At 35.4% G+C, this 17,739-nt stretch carries 7 protein-coding genes and 1 pseudogene; all 8 read left to right on the forward strand.

Annotated elements, in window-relative coordinates; translation table 11 throughout:
* Positions 1-91 precede the first annotated feature (91 nt).
* Positions 92-6,919, forward strand: a complete 6,828-nt coding sequence (gene sasA, locus JQN76_RS04035) for a serine-rich repeat glycoprotein adhesin SasA (protein ID WP_001836726.1) — start codon at positions 92-94, stop codon at positions 6,917-6,919.
* Positions 6,920-7,048: 129 nt separating this feature from the next.
* Positions 7,049-8,260 (forward strand): accessory Sec system protein translocase subunit SecY2, encoded by a 1,212-nt coding sequence (secY2, locus tag JQN76_RS04040; RefSeq protein ID WP_000916116.1) that lies wholly within the window; start codon positions 7,049-7,051, stop codon positions 8,258-8,260.
* Positions 8,261-8,270: 10 nt separating this feature from the next.
* Positions 8,271-9,824: an accessory Sec system protein Asp1 gene (asp1, locus tag JQN76_RS04045; protein WP_000873196.1), complete on the forward strand. Its 1,554-nt coding sequence runs from the start codon at positions 8,271-8,273 to the stop codon at positions 9,822-9,824.
* Complete coding sequence (asp2, locus tag JQN76_RS04050; protein ID WP_001137464.1) at positions 9,814-11,382, forward strand: accessory Sec system protein Asp2; 1,569 nt, start codon at positions 9,814-9,816, stop codon at positions 11,380-11,382. Before asp1 ends, asp2 begins: the two co-directional genes overlap by 11 nt.
* Positions 11,360-12,319 (forward strand): accessory Sec system protein Asp3, encoded by a 960-nt coding sequence (gene asp3 / locus JQN76_RS04055; protein WP_000916731.1) that lies wholly within the window; start codon positions 11,360-11,362, stop codon positions 12,317-12,319. The genes asp2 and asp3 overlap by 23 nt, the downstream gene beginning before the upstream one ends.
* Positions 12,309-14,698 (forward strand): annotated as a pseudogene (secA2, locus tag JQN76_RS04060) (accessory Sec system translocase SecA2). Before asp3 ends, secA2 begins: the two are co-directional and overlap by 11 nt.
* A 17-nt stretch (positions 14,699-14,715) precedes the next feature.
* Positions 14,716-16,224, forward strand: coding sequence for an accessory Sec system glycosyltransferase GtfA (gtfA, locus tag JQN76_RS04065; protein WP_000158426.1), 1,509 nt, complete (start codon positions 14,716-14,718; stop codon positions 16,222-16,224).
* Positions 16,217-17,575, forward strand: coding sequence for an accessory Sec system glycosylation chaperone GtfB (gene gtfB / locus JQN76_RS04070; protein WP_000593155.1), 1,359 nt, complete (start codon positions 16,217-16,219; stop codon positions 17,573-17,575). Before gtfA ends, gtfB begins: the two co-directional genes overlap by 8 nt.
* Positions 17,576-17,739: the final 164 nt, after the last annotated feature.

Raw genomic sequence — 17,739 nt, forward strand, 5'->3', positions numbered from 1 at the left:
GTATTTTTGTATCAAAAAAGAGTTGTATTAAATTGAATAGTGGCATATATTATAATCTAATGAATGTAAAGATAATACAAGGAGTTATTACATGAGTAAAAGACAGAAAGCATTTCATGACAGCTTAGCAAACGAAAAAACAAGAGTAAGACTTTATAAATCTGGAAAAAATTGGGTAAAATCCGGAATTAAAGAAATAGAAATGTTCAAAATTATGGGGCTACCATTTATTAGTCATAGTTTAGTGAGTCAAGATAATCAAAGCATTAGTAAAAAAATGACGGGATACGGACTGAAAACTACGGCGGTTATTGGTGGTGCATTCACGGTAAATATGTTGCATGACCAGCAAGCTTTTGCGGCTTCTGATGCACCATTAACTTCTGAATTAAACACACAAAGTGAAACAGTAGGTAATCAAAACTCAACGACAATCGAAGCATCAACATCAACAGCCGATTCCACAAGTGTAACGAAAAATAGTAGTTCGGTACAAACATCAAATAGTGACACAGTCTCAAGTGAAAAGTCTGAAAAGGTCACTTCGACAACTAATAGTACAAGCAATCAACAAGAGAAATTGACATCTACATCAGAATCAACATCCTCAAAGAATACTACATCAAGTTCTGATACTAAATCTGTAGCTTCAACTTCAAGTACAGAACAACCAATTAATACATCAACAAATCAAAGTACTGCATCAAATAACACTTCACAAAGCACAACGCCATCTTCGGTCAACTTAAACAAAACTAGCACAACGTCAACTAGCACCGCACCAGTAAAACTTCGAACTTTCAGTCGCTTAGCTATGTCAACATTTGCGTCAGCAGCGACGACAACCGCAGTAACTGCTAATACAATTACAGTTAATAAAGATAACTTAAAACAATATATGACAACGTCAGGTAATGCTACCTATGATCAAAGTACCGGTATTGTGACGTTAACACAGGATGCATACAGCCAAAAAGGTGCTATTACATTAGGAACACGTATTGACTCTAATAAGAGTTTTCATTTTTCTGGAAAAGTAAATTTAGGTAACAAATATGAAGGGCATGGAAATGGTGGAGATGGTATCGGTTTTGCCTTTTCACCAGGTGTATTAGGTGAAACAGGGTTAAACGGTGCCGCAGTAGGTATTGGTGGCTTAAGTAACGCATTTGGCTTCAAATTGGATACGTATCACAATACATCTAAACCAAATTCAGCTGCAAAGGCGAATGCTGACCCATCTAATGTAGCTGGTGGAGGTGCGTTTGGTGCATTTGTAACAACAGATAGTTATGGTGTTGCGACAACGTATACATCAAGTTCAACAGCTGATAATGCTGCGAAGTTAAATGTTCAACCTACAAATAACACGTTCCAAGATTTTGATATTAACTATAATGGTGATACAAAGGTTATGACTGTCAAATATGCAGGTCAAACATGGACACGTAATATTTCAGATTGGATTGCGAAAAGTGGTACGACCAACTTTTCATTATCAATGACAGCCTCAACAGGTGGCGCGACAAATTTACAACAAGTACAATTTGGAACATTCGAATATACAGAGTCTGCTGTTACACAAGTGAGATACGTTGATGTAACAACAGGTAAAGATATTATTCCACCAAAAACATATTCAGGAAATGTTGATCAAGTCGTGACAATCGATAATCAGCAATCTGCATTGACTGCTAAAGGATATAACTACACGTCCGTCGATAGTTCATATGCGTCAACTTATAATGATACAAATAAAACTGTAAAAATGACGAATGCTGGACAATCAGTGACATATTATTTTACTGATGTAAAAGCACCAACTGTAACTGTAGGCAATCAAACCATAGAAGTGGGTAAAACAATGAATCCTATTGTATTGACTACAACGGATAATGGTACTGGGACTGTGACAAATACAGTTACAGGATTACCAAGCGGATTAAGTTACGATAGTGCAACGAATTCAATCATTGGGACACCAACAAAAATTGGTCAATCAACAGTGACAGTTGTGTCTACTGACCAAGCAAATAACAAATCGACGACAACTTTTACAATAAATGTTGTGGATACGACAGCACCAACAGTGACACCAATAGGAGATCAATCATCAGAAGTGTATTCACCAATATCCCCGATTAAAATTGCTACGCAAGATAACAGTGGAAATGCGGTGACGAATACAGTGACTGGATTGCCATCCGGACTAACATTTGATAGTACAAATAATACTATTAGTGGTACACCAACAAACATTGGTACAAGTACTATATCAATCGTTTCTACAGATGCGAGCGGTAACAAAACGACGACAACTTTTAAATATGAAGTAACAAGAAATAGCATGAGTGATTCCGTATCAACATCAGGAAGTACACAACAATCTCAAAGTGTGTCAACAAGTAAAGCTGACTCACAAAGTGCATCAACGAGTACATCAGGATCGATTGTGGTATCTACATCAGCTAGTACCTCGAAATCGACAAGTGTAAGCCTATCTGATTCTGTGAGTGCATCTAAGTCATTAAGCACATCTGAAAGTAATAGTGTATCAAGCTCAACAAGCACAAGTTTAGTGAATTCACAAAGTGTATCATCAAGCATGTCGGATTCAGCTAGTAAATCAACATCATTAAGCGATTCTATTTCAAACTCTAGCAGTACTGAAAAATCCGAAAGTCTATCAACAAGTACATCTGATTCATTGCGTACATCAACATCACTCAGTGACTCATTAAGTATGAGTACATCAGGAAGCTTGTCTAAGTCACAAAGCTTATCAACGAGTATATCAGGGTCGTCTAGTACATCAGCATCATTAAGTGACAGTACATCGAATGCAATTAGTACATCAACATCATTGAGCGAGTCAGCTAGCACCTCGGACTCTATCAGTATTTCAAATAGCATAGCCAACTCTCAAAGTGCGTCAACAAGCAAATCAGATTCACAAAGTACATCAATATCATTAAGTACAAGTGATTCAAAATCGATGAGTACATCAGAATCATTGAGCGATTCGACGAGCACAAGTGGTTCTGTTTCTGGATCACTAAGCATAGCAGCATCACAAAGTGTCTCAACAAGTACATCAGACTCGATGAGTACTTCAGAGATAGTAAGTGACTCTATCAGTACAAGTGGGTCATTATCTGCATCAGACAGTAAATCAATGTCCGTAAGTAGTTCAATGAGCACGTCTCAGTCAGGTAGTACATCAGAATCATTAAGTGATTCACAAAGTACATCTGATTCTGATAGTAAGTCATTATCACAAAGTACTAGTCAATCAGGTTCAACAAGTACATCAACGTCGACAAGTGCTTCAGTACGTACTTCGGAATCACAAAGTACGTCTGGTTCAATGAGTGCAAGTCAATCCGATTCAATGAGCATATCAACGTCGTTTAGTGATTCAACGAGTGATAGCAAATCAGCATCAACTGCATCAAGTGAATCAATATCACAAAGTGCTTCTACGAGCACATCTGGTTCGGTAAGTACTTCGACATCGTTAAGTACAAGTAATTCAGAACGTACATCAACATCTATGAGTGATTCCACAAGCTTAAGTACATCAGAGTCTGATTCAATAAGTGAATCAACGTCAACGAGCGACTCTATAAGTGAAGCAATATCTGCTTCAGAGAGCACGTTTATATCATTAAGTGAATCAAATAGTACTAGCGATTCAGAATCACAAAGTGCATCTGCCTTTTTAAGTGAATCATTAAGTGAAAGTACGTCTGAATCAACATCAGAGTCAGTGAGTAGTTCGACAAGTGAGAGTACGTCATTATCAGACAGTACATCAGAATCTGGTAGCACATCAACATCATTAAGTAATTCAACAAGTGGTAGTACGTCCATTTCAACATCGACAAGTATCAGTGAATCAACGTCAACGTTTAAGAGCGAGAGTGTTTCAACATCACTGAGTATGTCAACGAGTACAAGTTTGTCTGACTCTACAAGTTTGTCAACATCATTAAGTGATTCCACAAGTGATAGTAAGTCTGATTCATTAAGTACATCAATGTCGACAAGTGATTCAATCAGTACAAGTAAATCTGATTCCATTAGTACATCCACATCATTAAGTGGTTCTACAAGTGAAAGTGAATCCGACTCAACATCATCAAGTGAAAGTAAATCCGATTCAACATCAATGAGCATAAGTATGTCTCAATCAACATCAGGAAGTACAAGTACGTCAACGAGTACAAGTTTGTCTGACTCAACGAGTACGTCATTGTCACTAAGTGCATCAATGAATCAAAGCGGAGTAGACTCAAACTCAGCAAGCCAAAGTGCCTCAAACTCAACAAGTACAAGCACGAGCGAATCCGATTCACAAAGCACATCATCATATACAAGTCAGTCAACAAGCCAAAGTGAATCCACATCGACATCAACGTCACTAAGCGATTCAACAAGTATATCTAAAAGTACGAGTCAATCAGGTTCAACAAGCACATCAGCATCATTAAGTGGTTCAGAGAGTGAATCTGATTCACAAAGTATCTCAACAAGTGCAAGTGAGTCAACATCAGAAAGTACATCAACATCGCTTAGTGACTCAACAAGTACAAGTAACTCAGGATCAGCAAGTACGTCAACATCGCTCAGTAACTCAGCAAGCGCAAGTGAATCCGATTCGTCGTCAACATCTTTAAGTGATTCAACATCTGCGTCAATGCAAAGCAGTGAATCCGATTCACAAAGCACATCAGCATCATTAAGTGATTCGCTAAGTACATCAACTTCAAACCGCATGTCGACCATTGCAAGTTTATCAACATCGGTAAGTACATCAGAATCTGGCTCAACATCAGAAAGTACAAGTGAATCCGATTCAACATCAACATCATTAAGCGATTCACAAAGCACATCAAGAAGTACAAGTGCATCTGGATCAGCAAGTACATCAACATCAACAAGTGACTCTCGTAGTACATCAGCTTCAACTAGTACTTCGATGCGTACAAGTACAAGTGATTCACAAAGTATGTCGCTTTCAACAAGTACATCAACAAGTATGAGTGATTCAACGTCATTATCTGATAGTGTTAGTGATTCAACATCAGACTCAACAAGTGCGAGTACATCTGGTTCGATGAGTGTGTCTATATCGTTAAGTGATTCGACAAGCACATCAACATCGGCTAGTGAAGTAATGAGCGCAAGCATATCTGATTCACAAAGTATGTCAGAATCTGTAAATGATTCAGAAAGTGTAAGCGAATCTAATTCTGAAAGTGACTCAAAATCGATGAGTGGTTCAACAAGCGTAAGTGATTCTGGCTCATTGAGCGTCTCAACGTCATTAAGAAAATCAGAAAGTGTAAGCGAGTCTAGTTCATTGAGTGGCTCACAATCGATGAGCGATTCAGTAAGCACAAGCGATTCGTCATCATTAAGTGTATCGACGTCACTAAGAAGTTCGGAAAGCGTGAGTGAATCTGATTCATTAAGTGATTCAAAATCGACAAGTGGTTCGACTTCAACAAGTACATCTGGTTCATTGAGTACCTCAACATCATTAAGTGGTTCAGAAAGCGTAAGCGAGTCTACCTCGCTAAGTGATTCAATATCAATGAGTGATTCTACTAGTACAAGTGACTCCGACTCATTAAGTGGATCAATATCTTTAAGTGGTTCCACAAGTCTTAGCACTTCGGATTCATTAAGTGATTCAAAATCATTGAGTAGCTCGCAAAGTATGAGTGGATCAGAATCAACGTCAACAAGTGTGAGCGATTCGCAGTCAAGCTCAACAAGTAATAGTCAATTTGACTCTATGAGCATCAGTGCATCAGAAAGCGACTCAATGTCTACAAGTGATTCGTCTAGCATCAGTGGATCAAATTCAACGAGTACATCACTTTCAACATCTGACTCAATGAGCGGAAGCGTATCAGTTTCAACATCGACAAGTTTAAGTGACTCAATATCAGGTTCAACAAGTGTAAGTGACTCAAGCTCAACGAGTACATCAGAGTCGTTAAGTGATTCTATGGCACAAAGCCAGTCAACAAGTACAAGTGCATCTGGTTCCTTAAGTACATCGATATCAACATCAATGTCAATGAGTGCAAGTACATCGACATCACAAAGCACGTCGGTGTCGACATCATTATCAACATCAGACAGTATCAGTGATTCTACTTCAATAAGTATCAGTGGTTCACAAAGTACAGTAGAATCAGAATCTACAAGTGATTCAACTTCTATCAGTGACTCAGAATCATTGAGTACATCAGATTCAGACTCGACATCGACAAGTACATCGGACTCAACAAGTAGTTCAACTTCAACAAGCATATCTGAATCATTAAGTACGTCTGGTTCAGGTTCAACGAGCGTATCTGACTCAACATCAATGAGTGAATCCGATTCAACAAGTGTTTCAATGTCACAAAGTATGTCCGGTTCAACGCACAACTCGACTTCAGTGAGCGACTCAGAATCAGTGTCAACAAGCACATCAACGTCATTGAGCACATCCGATTCGACAAGCACATCCGAATCACTGAGTACATCTATGTCTGGTTCACAAAGCATTTCTGACTCAACATCAACAAGTATGTCCGGCTCAACAAGTACATCTGAATCTAACTCAATGCATCCGTCAGACTCAATGAGTATGCATCATACTCACAGCACGAGCACATCTCGCTTATCAAGTGAAGCAACAACGAGCACGAGTGAATCTCAGTCTACATTAAGTGCAACATCTGAAGTGACTAAACATAATGGCACGCCAGCACAAAGTGAAAAAAGATTGCCAGATACAGGTGACTCAATAAAACAAAATGGATTACTAGGTGGCGTTATGACATTATTAGTTGGTTTAGGTTTAATGAAGAGAAAGAAAAAGAAAGATGAAAATGATCAAGATGATTCTCAAGCATAAATTGAATTTATAGCTGGCTAAAATTAAAAAGACTGAGGCACCAATCACTAGAAAAATCGATATAGGATTTTAATAATTAGTGATGAACCCTTAGTCTTTTTAATGTTTTTGATATAAAAGAGGTGCAACATGTTAAAACTTTTACAACAATACGAATATAAAATTATATATAAACGTATGCTATACACATGTTTTATCTTGTTTATTTATATATTAGGCACAAACATTTCCATCGTTTCCTATAACGATATGCAAGTAAAACATGAGTCATTTTTTAAAATAGCTATTTCTAATATGGGTGGAGACGTTAATACTTTAAACATTTTCACTTTAGGATTAGGTCCGTGGTTAACATCAATGATTATCTTGATGCTGATTTCTTATCGGAATATGGATAAATACATGAAACAAACAAGTCTTGAGAAGCATTATAAAGAGCGCATCTTAACATTAATTTTAAGTGTTATTCAAAGTTATTTTGTGATTCATGAATATGTTTCGAAAGAACGTGTTCATCAAGACAATATTTACTTAACAATATTGATTTTGGTTACTGGAACGATGTTATTAGTTTGGTTAGCTGACAAAAATAGTCGCTACGGCATCGCAGGACCAATGCCGATTTTAATGGTTAGTATTATTAAATCAATGATGCATCAAAAAATGGAATATATAGATGCAAGTCATATTGTGATTGCGTTGTTAATCATCCTTGTGATAATCACATTGTTTATCTTATTATTTATTGAATTAGTAGAAGTGAGAATACCATATATCGATTTAATGAACGTTTCCGCAACAAATATGAAATCTTATTTATCTTGGAAAGTTAACCCTGCAGGCAGTATTACTTTAATGATGAGTATTTCAGCTTTTGTTTTCTTGAAAAGTGGCATTCATTTTATTTTATCTATGTTTAATAAAAGCATATCAGATGACATGCCAATGCTGACATTTGATAGTCCAGTAGGTATTTCAGTATATTTAGTGATTCAAATGTTATTGGGTTATTTTTTATCGAGATTTTTAATCAATACTAAACAAAAATCCAAAGATTTCTTAAAGAGTGGCAATTATTTTTCAGGAGTTAAACCTGGTAAGGATACAGAACGTTATTTAAATTATCAAGCACGACGCGTATGTTGGTTTGGATCGGCATTAGTTACAGTCATTATTGGTATACCGCTTTATTTCACATTGTTTGTACCGCATTTATCTACTGAAATTTATTTCTCAGTACAACTGATTGTATTAGTTTACATCAGTATTAATATTGCAGAAACAATTCGTACATATTTATATTTTGATAAATATAAGCCATTTTTAAACCAGTATTGGTAAGGAGGTAATTATGAAATACTTTATTCCAGCTTGGTACGATGACCAACGATGGTGGCAAGACACGACTGTGCCGTATTATCAACTACAAAATAAGACGGAATTTGACGATATGATTAGTTTAATGGGAATGCACCTTGAAAATGACTTAGATTATCAACTGATTGTTCTCAATCATGCACCAAATTTAAGAACATTTTTACATCGATATGACTTATATGAGACAAAGTATTCGTCTGTGTTTGATGAAATTCAAGGATTCAGTCACCATGCGCCACAAGCGATTAATTATCATCACTTAAAATGGCCGGATGATGTTGAGTTTGTGTACACACCGTATTTATTAAAATGTGTGACGAGTGAACAGACCTATACAAATATTTATTTTAGTCAAGAAGGGTATTCAATTTGGTTTGAAGAATTTGAAAGAGATCAGTTACAACGGCGTTATATTTTTGATGACAGAGGTTATTTATCAGCGATACGTTATTTTGATGATCAGGGAGAGGCTTCTTACCAAGAATATTTAACGATTAATGGAGATTGTGTACTTCATGAAGATTTGAAAAATGGCAGAGTCACTGTATCAAAAAGATATCAACATCACTATCAACAAACAGAATATAACAATATGGCTCAACTAATTGAAGAAAAATTTCAAGCAATGATTGCACAACAAATACATGAAGATGATCATGTGATTGTGGCTTCAGATGCTAGGCACAATCGACAAATAGCCAATCATATTCCAGCGAAATTGTTAAGTTATTCATTTTTTAAAAATAGAAATGAAACTGTGTCAGATGAGGAATATCAATCTATCGTAAAGAATGCCCATTTAATTGTTGATAGTGTGCAACTAGAACGTGATTTAATTAGTCATCAAGAGAAGTATCAGCGGGAGAATACAATGATTCGAATCACACCATTTGAAACGAGACAATCACCTAATATAAGTAGTCAATTGATGGAAACATTTATAGGTGTATGGATAGATGGTATGAGTGACGCTGATTTGCAACAAATGATGCAACGACTTGTGGATTATATCGCACAGGAAGATTATTACCGTTTAATTTTATTATCGCGCCATCAAAATGACATACCGATGTGGCTTCGTGAATGTATTACGTCGGTAAATGAGGAATACCAAGCTAAACAGAATGCGGATGTTAATGTTTCAGCATTAATGACACCTGAAGATCAAGATGACATCATTGCTGTTAAGACGATACATGCTGAACATGATGTTGTAGAAGCATTGCGGACGTTGCGACTTGTGATAGATATGTCAAAAGAACCTGACTTGTATTTACAAATTAGTGCAATTAGCGCTGGGATTCCACAAATTAATGGTCAACAAACAGATTACGTCTCTGATTATGACAATGGCCGTATTATAAATACAGTTGATGAATTAGATGATGCGTTAAATTATTATTTATTTTATTTGAAAAATTGGAATTATGCGTACGCCTATTCTTTAAAATTAATAGATGCATATGCTTCTAAGAATATTATTAATCAGCTCGATGAGTTAATAGAAGGTGAAAATGATGCCACGTAAATTTAGAGTTTTGCAAATTGGAGGAGACGATTTAGAACCTATTTTTCAACACAAAAAAGGTGTGAGTTGGGATTACTTCGATATTGGATTGTTTGAATTTGATAGTGGTTATGTAGAGGCTATTGAAGCGATTGTTGAAGCAGAAGGGCGCTTTGATTTTATCTATATTCAAGCACCATACTCGGAGACATTAACGAATTTATTACAAATGATAAGCGAACCATACAATACGTATGTTGATGAATCATTTTGGTCAGTTGAATATGAACAAGACGAAAATGTCCAAAAATACGTTGTTCAACCATTACATTACCGGAATATTGAAGAACGTAATAATAAATTAGAGGCAGTTAGCTTCTCAGGACAGTATGGAGATAAGGTTTCTCCTAAGTTAGCACTTGTGCATCCGAATTTTAAAGGAGATGTCGTTTACCAAGGTAATTCAGAGCTCACATTGAGTGGAGAATTTGGGAAAGAATTTAAACCTATCGCATCTTGGCAAAATAATCTCGTTTACGATAAAGATAAAGTCATTCAAATATGGCCAGAATTTGATATTGATGGTGCGTTCGAGTTGCAATATACATTTAGATTGATTCAGACTGGCGCTGATGGTGCATTAATTGAACAAATCGTATTGACTGATGATATGTTAGACAGTCCCTTAGAGATACCTGCGAAACCATTTGATGCTTATATAAGTGTAACTGTTAAGGCGCGTGGGAACGGGACGGTACATTTAGGACCTATACACAAACGATGGTCTAGATTAGACATGGGTCAATTTTTACTTGGTGGTAGTCGTTTCGTAGATAGTCAACGACAGGAATTTATTTATTATTTCCACCCTGGTGATATGAAACCGCCACTAAACGTATATTTTAGTGGTTATCGAACAGCGGAAGGTTTCGAAGGATATTATATGATGAAACGTATGAATGCACCGTTTTTACTTATCGGCGATCCTCGTGTTGAAGGTGGTAGTTTTTATATCGGTTCATCTGAATATGAACAAGGTATTATCAATGTTATTGACGAGACATTAGAAAAGCTGAATTTTAAATCACATGAATTAATATTATCTGGTTTATCTATGGGTTCATTTGGTGCCTTGTATTATGGTGCTCAGTTAAATCCTCAGGCAATTATTGTTGGTAAACCACTTGTTAATATTGGAACGATTGCTGAACATATGCGATTACTTAGACCAGAAGAGTTCGGTACAGCATTAGACGTCCTGGTGTCTAATGAAGGTGATACATCTCAAGCGTCGATACAGGCATTAAATCAAAAATTTTGGCAAACATTTCAAAAGAAATCATTGTCACAAACTGTTTTTGCCATAGCATATATGCAACATGATGATTATGATCCACATGCATTTCAAGAGCTATTACCTGTATTGACAGCACACCAAGCAAGAGTGATGAATCGCAGTATTCCTGGGCGACATAATGATGATTCACCTACCATTGCAAGTTGGTTTGTTAATTTTTACAACATTATTTTGGAAGACAAGTTTGGGAGAGTTCAACATGCTGAAAAACAAAACATTTAAAGTTACTTGGAATTATATTTCACAAACTACATTTATGTATGGCTCTAAAGTATCATTTTCAAATGGTGAAGTGACTTTTATAAATCCTTTGATGCCCTCTGGATTACCGATTCATGAGTGGTTGATGTTAAAGCAATTTTCAAAATATAAAAGTGCGCCAAGTTTACCAATTTTGCGTAGAGGACAGCATTATAAATTGCATTTTGATTTTGATGCAACGCCTGCTGGTTCAGTGTATTTTATCATCATTTTTTATAATAAAAATGGCACAAAACTAAGTACTGAGATTGTAAAGTCAAATAGTATTACGATTCAATATCCTGATGAAGCCTATGCTTATAAAATAAAAATGATGAATGCAGCATCGACGAGTCTTATATTTAGATGTTTAACAATCACAGAGATGACGCATCAAGATGATTTAGAGTATAAAAGCATGCGGGTGACGAAGATAGGCGATGACCAATATGGAAATGATATGATCAATGTCATTATTGCAGAACCATCTGACACCTATCCAACTATTTCGAATGATTTTTTGAAACTGTTTGGTCATGTTTGGCTCGTTGAACGTTGGATGGACGACAATATCGAGGGAAATATTAAGCAACTAAAGAATGATTTGCAAAGTCAAGATACCCTAAAGGCTATTAATTTGATTAGTTATGGGTCAAAGTCAAATGTTTTTGCAACTTATGTCGCTCAGCATTTGGGTTGCAAAGTGTATCGTACAAGCCATGAAGATGATGATTTAAAAGGATGGCTTACAGAACATGTCCCAGGAAATCATGAACTAAAAGATACAAATGTCGAGGTTTATTTTAAAGAAGAGCAAGACAAACATCTAAATTATATGTCACGTTTAATGAATCCAGTACGATTTTTAGATTACTTAGATGTATCGAAACTGAATGGTGGGGAAGTAAATGAAACATAAACTAGATGTTACGATAAACGAATTAAGACTAAAGTCGATTAGAAAAATAGTGAAACGCATCAATACATGGAGCGATGAAGTTAAATCATATTCTGATGATGCGTTAAAACAAAAGACAATAGAATTTAAAGAACGTTTAGCATCAGGAGTTGATACACTAGATACATTGTTACCTGAAGCTTATGCAGTGGCACGTGAAGCGAGCTGGAGAGTATTAGGTATGTATCCTAAAGAAGTTCAGTTAATCGGAGCGATTGTATTGCATGAAGGTAACATTGCGGAGATGCAAACAGGCGAAGGTAAAACATTAACGGCAACGATGCCTTTATATTTAAATGCTCTTTCGGGAAAAGGAACATATTTAATTACAACGAATGATTATTTAGCGAAGCGAGATTTTGAAGAGATGCAACCATTATATGAATGGTTAGGTTTAACTGCTTCATTAGGTTTTGTTGATATTGTGGATTATGAGTATCAAAAAGGGGAAAAACGTAATATATATGAACATGATATTATATATACAACTAATGGACGTCTCGGTTTTGATTATTTAATTGATAATTTGGCTGATAGTGCGGAAGGGAAATTTTTACCACAATTAAATTACGGTATCATTGATGAAGTGGATTCAATCATTTTAGATGCTGCTCAAACACCATTAGTTATTTCGGGTGCACCAAGATTACAATCAAATCTATTTCATATTGTGAAAGAGTTTGTAGATACATTGATTGAAGACGTGCATTTTAAAATGAAGAAGACCAAAAAAGAAATATGGCTGTTAAATCAAGGTATTGAAGCGGCACAATCATACTTTAATGTTGAAGATTTATATAGCGAACAAGCGATGGTCCTAGTGCGTAATATTAATTTAGCACTGCGCGCACAATATTTGTTTGAATCTAATGTCGATTACTTTGTATATAATGGTGATATTGTTTTAATTGACCGTATTACAGGTCGTATGTTACCGGGAACTAAGTTGCAAGCTGGACTTCACCAAGCTATTGAAGCGAAAGAAGGTATGGAGGTTTCAACAGATAAAAGTGTTATGGCAACAATTACCTTCCAGAATTTATTTAAACTTTTTGAATCATTTTCAGGTATGACAGCTACAGGAAAATTAGGCGAATCAGAGTTCTTTGATTTGTATTCAAAAATAGTCGTACAAGTACCAACTGATAAAGCGATTCAACGTATCGATGAACCAGATAAAGTGTTTCGTTCAGTTGATGAGAAAAACATCGCGATGATTCATGATATAGTTGAACTTCATGAAACGGGGCGACCGGTTTTACTCATAACGAGAACTGCTGAAGCGGCTGAATACTTTTCGAAAGTATTATTCCAAATGGATATTCCTAATAATTTACTCATTGCGCAAAATGTTGCAAAAGAAGCGCAGATGATAGCTGAAGCAGGGCAAATTGGTTCCATGACTGTTGCGACTAGTATGGCAGGTCGAGGCACAGATATTAAACTTGGTGAAGGTGTCGAAGCATTAGGTGGATTAGCTGTTATTATTCATGAACATATGGAAAATAGCCGTGTAGACAGGCAATTACGTGGTCGTTCTGGTAGACAAGGGGATCCGGGATCATCTTGTATATATATTTCACTAGATGATTATTTAGTTAAGCGATGGAGCGATAGTAATTTAGCGGAAAATAATCAATTATATTCATTAGATGCACAACGATTATCGCAAAGTAATTTGTTTAATCGCAAAGTTAAGCAAATTGTAGTTAAAGCGCAGCGTATCTCGGAAGAACAAGGGGTTAAAGCTCGTGAAATGGCTAATGAATTTGAAAAAAGCATTAGTATACAGCGAGATCTTGTATACGAGGAACGCAATCGAGTTTTAGAAATAGATGATGCTGAGAATCGAGATTTTAAAGCGTTAGCTAAAGATGTATTTGAAATGTTTGTAAATGAGGAAAAGGTGCTAACAAAATCGCGTGTTGTCGAGTATATTTATCAAAATTTAAGTTTCCAATTTAATAAAGATGTGGCTTGTGTTAATTTTAAAGATAAGCAAGCAGTAGTGACATTTTTATTAGAGCAATTTGAAAAGCAATTAGCTTTGAATCGTAAAAACATGCAAAGTGCATATTATTATAATATTTTCGTTCAAAAAGTCTTTTTGAAAGCAATTGATTCATGTTGGTTAGAACAAGTCGACTATTTACAACAATTAAAAGCAAGCGTTAATCAACGACAAAATGGGCAACGTAACGCTATTTTTGAATACATAGAGTTGCATTAGATTCATTTGAAGTTATGACACGAAATATCAAAAAAAGAATGGTGAAAAATATTTGTCAAAGCATGATTACATTTGATAAAGAGGGTATGCCAGTTATACATTTTCCATAAATGAAAAGGGGTAGCGCATGACAATATATAATATAAACTTTGGTATAGGCTGGGCGAGTAGCGGTGTTGAATATGCACAAGCTTACCGTGCTAAATTATTGAGACGTACAAATCAAGACACTAAATTTGTGTTTTTAGATTTTATACAGTCAGAGAACATACAGACATTAACGCAAAACATTGGGTTTAAAGATCAAGAAGTTATTTGGTTGTATCAGTATTTTAGTGATATTTCTATAGCACCAACAACGTACACGTTAGATGACATTGAACGTGAGCTTGGTCATGAAATTAGTTTTAGAGAAAGAAATGGTAAGATAGTCCGTCTATATTTTAATGGGAAATCATCATTTGTAACATGTTATCTACAAAATGAACAAAAAGATGTTGTGGATCGTGCAGAATTTGTAATTAATAGTATGTTAGTACGTAAAGATTTTTATAGTTATACGCGTATATTTTCTGAGTATTATGCACCAGCTGATAATAAAGCGAAATTATATATGCGACAATTCTATAATGAAGATGGTTCCATCGCTTATAACGAATATATTGATGGAGACAGCTCTATATATGTGTTTGAAGATGCGGTGTTGTATAACAAAACGGAATTTATTGCATACTTTTTACAACGATTGAATTTAACCCGAGACGATATTGTCATATTAGACCGCGCTTCTGATATTGGTCAGGCTGTTTTGCAGCATAAAGGTGATAGTAAAGTTGGTGTTGTGATTCATGCTGATCATTATAGTAATAATATGATGAGTGAGCAGCATATACTATGGAACAATTATTATGAATATCAATTTTCAAAAGCTAAATACATTGATTTCTTTATTACAGCAACAGATATTCAAAATCATATGGTTTGTCGACAATTTGAGCAATATCAAGGTTATCGCCCACGTGTTTATACTATTCCTGTGGGAAGCATTGATGCATTATCATATCCAACATTATCAAGAAAGCCATATGCGATGATTAGTGCATCTCGTTTAGCGAATGAGAAACATATTGATTGGCTTGTCAAAGCGGTTATCGTGGCTAAACGACAAGTGCCAGAATTAACATTTGATATTTATGGAGAAGGTAGCGAGAAGACGCGACTGCGTAAAATTATTGATACACACCGCGCACAAGATTATATTCGTTTACTAGGGCATGTTAAACTTGATGAAATTTATAATGATTATGAGTTATTTCTTTCTGCATCAACTAGCGAAGGTTTTGGGTTAACACTAATGGAAGCGGTAGGCTCAGGACTAGGTATGATTGGATTAAATGTGAATTATGGTAACCCAACCTTTATTCGAGATGGGGAAAATGGCTACTTGGTACCTTTTGATACCGACGAAGATAGTGTGGATGATGTTATCGCAAAACTAGCTCATGCCATTGTAATGTATTTTAACAATGGTCCCCAGACACCACATGACATCTCTTATGAAGTGGCACAGCAATTTATGACTCAAGATATTATTTTAAAATGGGAAACATTAGTTCAAGAGGTGCTACATGATTAAATTATTTGATTACTTTAACGATCATTCACGAAAGTTATATGAGTCTTTTAAAGCGAGTAAGTTGGAAGAAGATTTAACAATTGTACTCAATGACAATGGCTTTTTACCGGACGATGTTATATCACCGTATCAATTTTTTGCAGATAATCATAATACAGAAAATATGAAACCACGATTTTTTAATCAGGTTACTGTACCAGCTTTTTGGGAAATTAAAGGTAACAACAATTCGGCTACAATTAATGATATGGGACGTCTACGAGGCAAAATATTTTATCAAAGTGGAGAGCGCCCTAGAATTGTTAGTCGTGTCGAATGGTTTGATGACCAACAACGTGTCCGATTTGTCGATTATTATTCTAAGAATGGTATTAAATTTGCACAAACTGTTTACGATTTAAATCGTAAAGCGATCTTGAAGAAATATATGACAGCAGAAGGTAAAGAAGTGATTTATGAAAATTTTGTAACATCTGATGTCATATTGGATTGGCAAGGGAAGTCTTACTTTTTCCCTTCAAAGCTCGCATTCGTATTATTTTTTATCAAGCAACTTGAAATTACGGAACATCATTTCGTTATTAACTCACTAGCCCTACCATTTTCAGTGTTATATAATTTGCCATCAAAAGGTAGTGATGTTTTGGTATGGCAAGAACACTGTAATGGTAATGTCCCGGGAAATATGCAATTGATGTGTAAAGGTGATATGAAACGACATTGTAATATTATTATTCCAGATAAAAACGAATATGAAACGATGCTCAATATAGCAGACGCAAAGGTTCAATCTCGTATTTTACAAGGCGGATATCTATATAACTATCGTAGTCGTAATAGATATACTAAAGAAATTGTAATATTAACTAACTCGGATCAACTTCGTAACATCAAGGTATTGGTTGAAACTTTACCAGATTTTAAGTTTCACATCGCTGCTATTACAGAGATGTCTGATAAGCTAATGCAACTTGATCAATATGCTAATGTGCATTTATACCCATCTATTAATATTGACAGGGTAAATGAACTATACCAGTTATGTGATATTTATCTTGATATCAATGAGGGTAATGAAATTTTAAATGCGGTGGAACAAGCGTTTGACTATGAGTTGTTGATTTTAGGTTATCGTCAAACCGCACACCATGCTAAAGTAACATTATCAGAGCACTTATTTGAGCATAATGATGAGATAACAATGGAAAGTAAAGACCAATTAATACAAATGTTAGAGAGTTTGAAAGATCAACAACAGTTTCGAGATGCTTTATTAGCACAAAAAGCACATGCACACGAAATCTCGCGTGAACAATTCGAGCAAGTTTTTAAACAGGCGCTCGAAAGCTAAAAAGAAAAAGCAGTCTAAAATAAAACATCATTTAATATAAAAGATTTGACGTAATATGATGTTAGCGACATGGACAATATGATATTACGTCATGCTTTTTTGTTTACTTAAATATAAGCTAAGTAATAAGTGGATAATTACTAACAACAATAACTAGATAGATA

The organism is Staphylococcus sp. SM3655, assembly GCF_016917315.1.
In the GTDB taxonomy this organism is placed as follows: domain Bacteria; phylum Bacillota; class Bacilli; order Staphylococcales; family Staphylococcaceae; genus Staphylococcus; species Staphylococcus aureus.